At 70.0% G+C, this 7162-nt stretch carries 6 protein-coding genes and 1 pseudogene; 1 reads left to right on the top strand and 6 read right to left on the bottom strand.

Going from position 1 to position 7162, the window contains the following annotated elements; all coding sequences use genetic code 11:
* Window positions 1-12: 12 nt before the first annotated feature.
* The 6 genes and pseudogenes from AC5RV2_RS12640 to AC5RV2_RS12665 form a co-directional block, all read right to left on the bottom strand.
* Window positions 13-828: pseudogene (locus AC5RV2_RS12640) on the bottom strand (S1C family serine protease); the annotation flags it as partial.
* Between the two features lie 158 nt (window positions 829-986).
* The gene (locus AC5RV2_RS12645) at window positions 987-2444 is read right to left on the bottom strand and encodes a benzaldehyde dehydrogenase (protein ID WP_494092617.1); all 1458 of its coding nucleotides are present in this window, start codon (window positions 2442-2444) and stop codon (window positions 987-989) included.
* A 68-nt stretch (window positions 2445-2512) separates the two neighbouring features.
* Window positions 2513-3628: an NAD(P)-dependent alcohol dehydrogenase gene (locus AC5RV2_RS12650; protein WP_494092618.1), complete on the bottom strand. Its 1116-nt coding sequence runs from the start codon at window positions 3626-3628 to the stop codon at window positions 2513-2515.
* 322 nt (window positions 3629-3950) lie between these two features.
* Entirely contained in the window at window positions 3951-4556 is a 606-nt protein-coding gene (locus tag AC5RV2_RS12655; RefSeq protein WP_494092619.1) for an isochorismatase family protein, read from the bottom strand.
* A 106-nt stretch (window positions 4557-4662) separates the two neighbouring features.
* Window positions 4663-5598, bottom strand: a complete 936-nt coding sequence (locus AC5RV2_RS12660) for a transposase (RefSeq protein ID WP_494092620.1) — start codon at window positions 5596-5598, stop codon at window positions 4663-4665.
* A 163-nt stretch (window positions 5599-5761) separates the two neighbouring features.
* Window positions 5762-6178: a ChaB family protein gene (locus AC5RV2_RS12665; RefSeq protein ID WP_493978946.1), complete on the bottom strand. Its 417-nt coding sequence runs from the start codon at window positions 6176-6178 to the stop codon at window positions 5762-5764.
* A gap of 185 nt (window positions 6179-6363) precedes the next feature.
* Between AC5RV2_RS12665 and AC5RV2_RS12670 the strand changes: the two genes are divergently transcribed.
* A partial coding sequence (locus tag AC5RV2_RS12670; protein ID WP_494092621.1) for a DEAD/DEAH box helicase occupies window positions 6364-7162 on the top strand: 799 nt, incomplete at its 3' end.

Below are 7162 nucleotides of genomic sequence, written 5' to 3' on the forward strand. Positions count from 1 at the left end.
GTCGCCCGGTCACAGTCCGGCCTGCTCGGCGGGGGAGCCGGGCAGCACCTCGACTACCCGCAGCGCGTTCCGCTCGCCGGTCCGCATGATGTCCCGCGGGGTCAGCGGCAGCGGCGTACTCACCAGGCCGAGGTAGGCGCGCCTCACGCGCCCGTCGGCCAGCAGCGCGGAGATGATCCGGCGGGTCGTGGCGTTGATCGGCACGGCCAGGCCGAGTCCGATCCCGGCGACGGCCGTGTTGATCCCGACCACCCGTCCGGAGGCGTCGGCCAGGGCACCGCCGGAACTGCCCGGGTTCAGCGCGGCGTCCGTCTGTATGACGTCCTCAATCACCCTCCGGTTCCGGCCGGCGGCGACGGGGATGGAGCGGCCCAGCGCGCTGACCACCCCGGCCGTCACGGAACCGGAGAGGCCCAGCGGGCTGCCGACGGCGACGACCAGTTGGCCGACGCGCAGCTTGGACGCATCGCCCAGCTCGACCGGGCGCGGCACCGTGAGGCGGCCGCGCAGAACGGCGAGGTCGGAGAGCGGATCCGCGCCGACCACGTCAACCTCCGTGCGTGACCCGTCCGCGAAGGCCGCATGGCCGCCGTCGGAGTTCGCCACCACGTGCGCGTTGGTGAGCAGGTAGCCGTCCTCGGTGAACACCACGGCCGAGCCGCCGGAGGGGAAGGTCCTGTCCCGGCGTCGCACGTCCATCTGGATGCCCGCCACGTGCGGCGTGACGGTCTCCGCTATGCGCACCACGGACGCCGAATACGAGTCCAGCGGGTCCTGGGCAGCGTGTGCCGCCTGCGGGTCGGCATGCGGTTCCGGGATTGTGTTCACGGCCCACCTCCGGGAGCTTTGCTTGCTCTCCATGGAACCGCAGAATGGTCCGGTTTAATCCGGCTGCCGCTACGCCTTCAGTGAACCGGGAGTTAACACGCGACGGCGGGCGGCCGGCTGGGTGCCGGCCGCCCGCCGTCGCGGTACTCAGGAGGGGATCAGAACGGGTACTGCGCGATGTCCGGGCGGACGGTGAGCCATTGGGTTTCGGTGAAGGATTCCATGTTGGCCTGGTGGCCGCCGATGCGGGAGCCGTTTCCGGAGTTCTTGGTGCCGCCGAAGGGGGAGTTCGCTTCGTCGGAGACGGTTTGTTCGTTGATGTGGACCTTGCCCGAATCGACGCGGTCGGCGATCTGCATGGCCAGGCCCACGTCGCCGAGGATGGAGAGCGAGAGCCCGTACTCGTTGGCGTTGGCCAGTTCCACGGCCTCGTCGATGGTGGAGAACTTCATCACCGGGGCGACCGGGCCGAAGATTTCGTCCTTCCACGCGGTGTTGGCCGGGTCGAGGTCGGCCAGCACGGTGGGGGAGTAGAACGGGCCGTCGTTGGTGCCGCCGGCGGCCAGCCGGGCGCCGCCGGCGACCGCGTCCTGCACGATCGAGTCGATGCGCTTGAGCTGGTGCTCGTCGATGATCGGGCCGAGCGCGACGGTGCCGGTCTTGGGGTCGCCGACGGGCAGGTTCCTGGCTTTCTCGGCGAGGGCGGCGACGTAGTCCTCGTAGATGTCCTCGTGGACGATGTGCCGGCCGGTGGTCATGCAGATCTGGCCCTGGTGCATGAACGAGCCGAACGCGGCGGCGGAGGCGGCCTTGGCCAGGTCCGCGCCGGGCAGCACGATCATGGCGTTGTTGCCGCCGAGTTCCAGGTGCGCGCGTTTGAGGTTCCGGGCGGCGGATTCGCCGATCTTCCGGCCGGCGGCGGTGGAGCCGGTGAAGGAGATGACCCGGACTTCGGGGGCTTCGACCACTGCCGCGCCGATGTCGGCGCCGCCGGGCAGCAGGGAGAGCAGCCCGGCGGGAAGGCCGGCTTCTTCGAAGACGCGCAACAGGCTCACGCCGCCGCAGACGGCGGTGCGGGGGTCGGGCTTGAGCAGCACCGCGTTGCCCAGGGCGAGGGCGGGGGCGACGGCGCGGATGGAGAGGATCAGCGGGAAGTTGAACGGCGCGATGACCGAGACCACGCCGACGGGGCGGCGGCGGGCGAAGGACCAGCGGTCCTCGTTGGAGGTGAGCACGTCGCCGGCCGGCAGCGAGGGCAGCGCGGCGGCTTCGTAGCATTCGTTGGCGGCGATGTGGGTTTCCAGGCCGGCCTTGGGGCCGATGCCGCCGGATTCGCGCACGATCCAGGACTGGATTTCCTCGGCGTGTTCCTCCCAGAGCGCGCCGGCGCGGCGCAGCACCGCGGCGCGCTCTTCCGGCTTGCGGGCGGCCCAGTCCTTCTGCGCCGCGGCAGCCACTGCTGCCGCTTCCTGCACGTCCTCGACCGAGGCCAGCCCGTAGCGGCCCAGCGTCTCGCCGGTGGCCGGCTCCACCGAATTGGCGGTGCCGGCACCGCCGTCGCGCCAGCCGTTGACATGGATCTTGCCCTCCCACAGGGAGGCTTCAAGCAGGGACATATCCCGTCCTTTCAGGTTGATTGCATGGTTGTGCAGGCCGCACGGCGCGGCCGGGCAGGGGGAAGGTTTCAGCCGGCGGCCTTCAAGACGGCCTTGATGGTCCCGCCGGCGGTGGAATCGGCGATGGCCGTGTCGATCTGGTCGAACCCGTAGTACTTGACCAGCTTGTCGAAGGGGAACCGTCCGGCCTTGTACAGGGCGATGAGTCCGGGGATCAGCTGGGCGGAGGTGCTGGAACCGCCGAGGGTGCCGATGATGCGCTTGCCCCAGAGCGTGCGCAGGTGGTCCACCGAGAACCGCGCCTGCGCCGGGGCCCCGCCGATCAGGATCAGCGTGCCCAGCATGCCCACGGCGTCCGCGGCTTCTTCAACCACCTTGATGTTGCCGGTGCACTCCAGCACGTAGTCGGCTGGGCCGCCGCAGATGCGCTGGATCTCCTCGAGGGCGTTGGTGTTGCCGGAATTGATGGTGTGGGTGGCACCGAGTTCGCGCGCCAGTTCCAGCCGCGAATCGTGCAGGTCGATGGCGATGATCGTGGCCGCGGGCGTGTTCTTCGCGGCCATGATGGCGGCCAGGCCCACGGCGCCGGCTCCGTACACCACCAGCGACTGGCCGGGTTCGGGCCTGGCCGTGTTGAACACCGCGCCGGCACCCGTCGTAATGCCGCAGGCCAGCGGCCCGAGCAGTTCCAGCGGGATGTCCTTGTCCACCTTCACCAACGACGACGCCAGGGCGAGCGAGTAGTCGGCGAAGGACGACTGGCCAAAGAAGTGGCCGGAGACCTTGCCTCCGTCGGCCCGGGTGTAGGCGGACGTGCCGGCGTCGGGACCCTTGAACCGGGCACCGCTCACCAGTGCTTCGCCCAGCCGCAGGCAGTACCGGTGCTCGCCGCGCAGGCAGTTCTTGCATTCGCCGCAGTACGCCCAGCCCATGATGACGTGGTCGCCCACGGCAACATTCGTCACGCCGTCCCCGACGGCCTCCACGACGCCGGAGCCTTCATGGCCCAGCACGCCGGGCAGCGGCAGCGGCATGTCGCCGGCCTGGGTGATCAAGTCCGTGTGGCAGAGCCCGACGGCGGTCACCTTGACCAGAACTTCGCCCGGCCCGGGCTCGTCCAGCTCCAACTGCTCGGGCACGAACGGGGCGTTTTTCTCCTCGACTACCAGCGCATTGATCTTCATTGCCATGCTCCTAACGGTCTTGCCGGCTATGTTGACGTGTCACTAATTCAACGTTTCATAACGGAGGAAAAGTCCCCAAGGGCACCTGGACCAATCCCGCTCGGCCGCCGCCGTCGTCTGGACACCCTTCCGGTCTATCGCAGGCTGGGCGGCGCGGTCCATGGTTGATGGAGCCGCAGCCGACCGGGAAGCCGGATGCCGGGTGGCCCGGAGCCGAATGGCCCGGGTGCGGTGTGGCCCGGTGCCCCGCGGCGGAGCCAGATCACTCCCAGTCGCACGAGCGATACAGTCCGGCGCCAGCGGCTGCCGCGGTGATGGCCAGCTACGCCGTCGTTCCGATTTCCGCTTCCATGTCGGCGGTGCTCATCACCCGGCCGAAGAAGGTGCCGATGGCGTCCAGCGTAGCGGCCTGGGCAGCCTCCGACCGGCCGCCGGTGCCGTCCGAGAGGAACGCCACCTTGTAGTCATTCATGTAGGCACTGCGCGCGGTCGATTCGCAGCACACCTCGGTCAGCGTGCCGGCGATGATCACCGTGTCTACCGTGTTCAAGCCGCGGATGGTCGACAGGACGCTCTTCAGTGGCGTGTTGTGGAACGCGTCGTAGCGGTGCTTGTCCAGCACGTAATCGGCGGCTTCGGGCTTGAGTTCCTCGACGATCTCAACTCCGCTGGTTCCGCGGCGCATCCCGGCCGCCCGCAGCCGCTGGTTGTAGGTGGTCTCCAACGGCGAAACGTCGAATGTATCCAGCAGCACGTGGCGGGTGTAGATGACCGGAATGCCCGCCTGCCGGCAGGCCGCGGCGGCGGTCACCATTTCCGGCAGCCGGTGGCGTGCCATGGGCACTTCCATCGGCGCGCCTTCCAGCACGAAATCGTTTTGCATGTCGATCATCAGCAGTGCGGTCCTGGCCGCATCAATGCGCCACATGTTGGGCCCCCTGTCGGCTCTGGCCGGTCCGGGCATTCTGCCCGCCGGATCTGGGACCTAGGCTACATGTTCACGCCAATGGCGCCCCCACGATGACCGCGCGCGGCTAGTCCTGGTCGTCGAGCTCGCGGCGGGCGACTGCGGCGGCCTTGCGCGTCCGGTCGGCGGTCTTGGCGGCGGATACCAGGTCTTCCTCGGCAGCCTCCATCTTGCGGTCGGTCGAGGCGACCTCGCGTTCCAGGTCCTCGATGCGCCGCTTGAGTTCGGCGAGCTCGCCCACGAGTTCGTCCCGCCGGTTCTGCAGTTGGTCAAGCTTGTCCAGCACCTTCTGTTCCGATGCTTCGGCGTCTTCCTTGCGCTGCTCCGCCTTCTCCAGTGCCGCCCTCGCCTGCCGGCGCCGCCGCTCGGCCTCTTCGGCCTCCTGCTTGGCGGCCCGTTCGGCCTTGGCGGCCCGGCGCTCGGCGAGTTCGTCCCGCGAGGACCGTCTCGGCTGGAGGCGTGGCGCCGGCTCGGCACCGGCATCCGGGGGAGCGCCCGCCCCGGGCAGGGCAACGCGGCCGTCCAGGTCCACCGGGTCGATCCCGTTTGACGACAGCGACTCGGTCAGCAGGCCGCTGGTTACGGCCGCCGCCGCATCGGCATCCGCCATCGCCGCGTGCAGCGTCTGCTCCGCCTCGGCGACCGCCGCGGCACTCACCTTCTGCCCGAGCTCATCGGCCAGCTTCCGGCCCTCCGCCGCTACGGCGGCCAGCAGTTCCCGGCGCTGGTCACCCAGTCGGCGCAGTTGTTGCGGATCGAGCTGCTCCTGGGCTTCGCTCATGGCGTGGCCCAGTTCCACGATGCCCGTGATGTCAGCGCTCCGCTGCCGGCTCAGGAGATTGACCAGCCAGGCCGCGGCGGACGGTTTGGCCAGCGCTTTGATCTGCCGGGCGAGCTCCTTGTGGCCGTCCTGGGCTGCCTCCTTGGCCCTGGCGTTGCGGGCTGCGGTGAATTCCCCGGGCAGCAGCGCGTACAGCTCTCGTGCCGCGCTCTCCAGGTCCATGTGCCCAGCCTAATAGGAGCGACTGGGGCCCTGTTGTTTCCGGCCAAGCCGGTGGTTACACCGCCGCCGGCCCGGGACGGGGCGCCCGCACCCGCGACCCAGTCCGGCGGCGGTGTAACCACCTTGGCCGGCATGCCGGCGGCAGAAGCGGGGCGCTCAGCGGCTAGCGGGACTTTCTGGTCTCGCGGTCGTTGGCCTTGCGCAGCGCATCGACCAGTTCTGACTTATCCATCTTCGACCGGCCGGGGACGTCGAGCTTCTTGGCCAGATCGTAGAGGTGCTGCTTGGAGGCGTTGGCGTCCACCCCGCCCTTGGTTTCCCGAGACGTGCCGGCGCCGCCCTCGGCCTGCGGGTCGGAGGGGCCCTTCTTTTCCTTCGGCTCCCAGTGGTCGCCCACCTTCTCGTGCGTGTGCTTGAGCGCGCTGTAGGCCACGCGGTGGGCGCGCTCCTCGTCGCCGTACGTTTCGGCGGCGGAATCATGGGCTTCCGCGAAGGTCTCCTGGGCCTTCTTGCCGGACCGCTGGAGCGTGCTGGGCAATTCGCTCTGCTTCGGCTTGCCGCTCTTCGTCGTCTTCGGCATCTGAACCACGTCCCTTCAGAAAGGATTGTTCGCCATTCCACCTCCAACGTGGCACAGTTCGCCGGCGCTGCCAAGGGAGATGTGCCGGGGTGTGGAAGCGCGAACAACGACGGCGGGACAGCGGCCTGCCGCCGGGGAGCGGCCGCGATGCCGTAGGGCGCCAGAGGCACCGGCACAATGGAAGGGTGAGCCAGTCAACCCCGCAGGAACCCGCGCGCCGTCAGGTCCTGTTCGATCTGGCCGCGCTGGGCGAAGGCCTGGTCTTCGCCGAGTCTTTGGACGACCTGGCCGCCGCCCTGACGGGCGGCCCCGTCGCCGAAGAACCCGCACCCGCCGGCACCCGGACGGGCACCGCCGTCGTGCAGGCCCCGCCGGGCACGGGCAAGACGACCCTGGTTCCGCCGCTGGTCGCCAACCTGGTGGCCGCTGCCGCGGCGGGCGGCCGGCCGCGCATCGTGGTCACCCCGCCCCGCCGGGTCGCCGCCCGTTCCGCCGCCAGGCGCCTGGCGGCGCTGGATGGCAGCCGGTTGGGCGAACGGGTCGGCTATACGGTGCGCGGGGAACGCCGGGCGGGCCCGCAGACGCTTATCGAATTCGTCACGCCGGGAATCCTGCTGCGAAGGCTGCTCACCGATCCCGGCCTGGACGGGACGGACGCGGTGATCCTGGACGAAGTGCATGAGCGCGGCCTGGAGACCGACCTGCTGGTCGGCATGCTCGGCGAGGTCCGCCAGCTGCGCGGGGACCTCCTGTGGGTGGCGATGTCGGCCACCCTGGACGCGCCGCGCTTCGCGGCCTTGATCGGCGCGGACGACGGCGCCGGCCCGGCCCCGGTGGTCGACTGTCCTTCGGCGCTGCATCCCCTGGAGGTGAGGTGGGCTCCGGCCTCGCTGCCGCGGTTGGACGGGCGGGGAGTGGCCCGCGGTTTTCTGGACCACGTCGCGTTCACGGCAGCGGCCGCGCACGCCGAGGCGCTCGCGGACG

It is taken from the genome of Arthrobacter sp. Y3225116 (assembly GCF_059091245.1).

Coding starts and splice junctions, on each gene's coding strand:
- AC5RV2_RS12660 (WP_494092620.1), bottom strand. CDS start 5,598: ATGGACCTGGAGAGCGCGGCACGAGAGCTGTACGCGCTGCTGCCCGGG.
- AC5RV2_RS12645 (WP_494092617.1), bottom strand. CDS start 2,444: ATGTCCCTGCTTGAAGCCTCCCTGTGGGAGGGCAAGATCCATGTCAAC.
- AC5RV2_RS12665 (WP_493978946.1), bottom strand. CDS start 6,178: ATGCCGAAGACGACGAAGAGCGGCAAGCCGAAGCAGAGCGAATTGCCC.
- AC5RV2_RS12655 (WP_494092619.1), bottom strand. CDS start 4,556: ATGTGGCGCATTGATGCGGCCAGGACCGCACTGCTGATGATCGACATG.
- AC5RV2_RS12650 (WP_494092618.1), bottom strand. CDS start 3,628: ATGAAGATCAATGCGCTGGTAGTCGAGGAGAAAAACGCCCCGTTCGTG.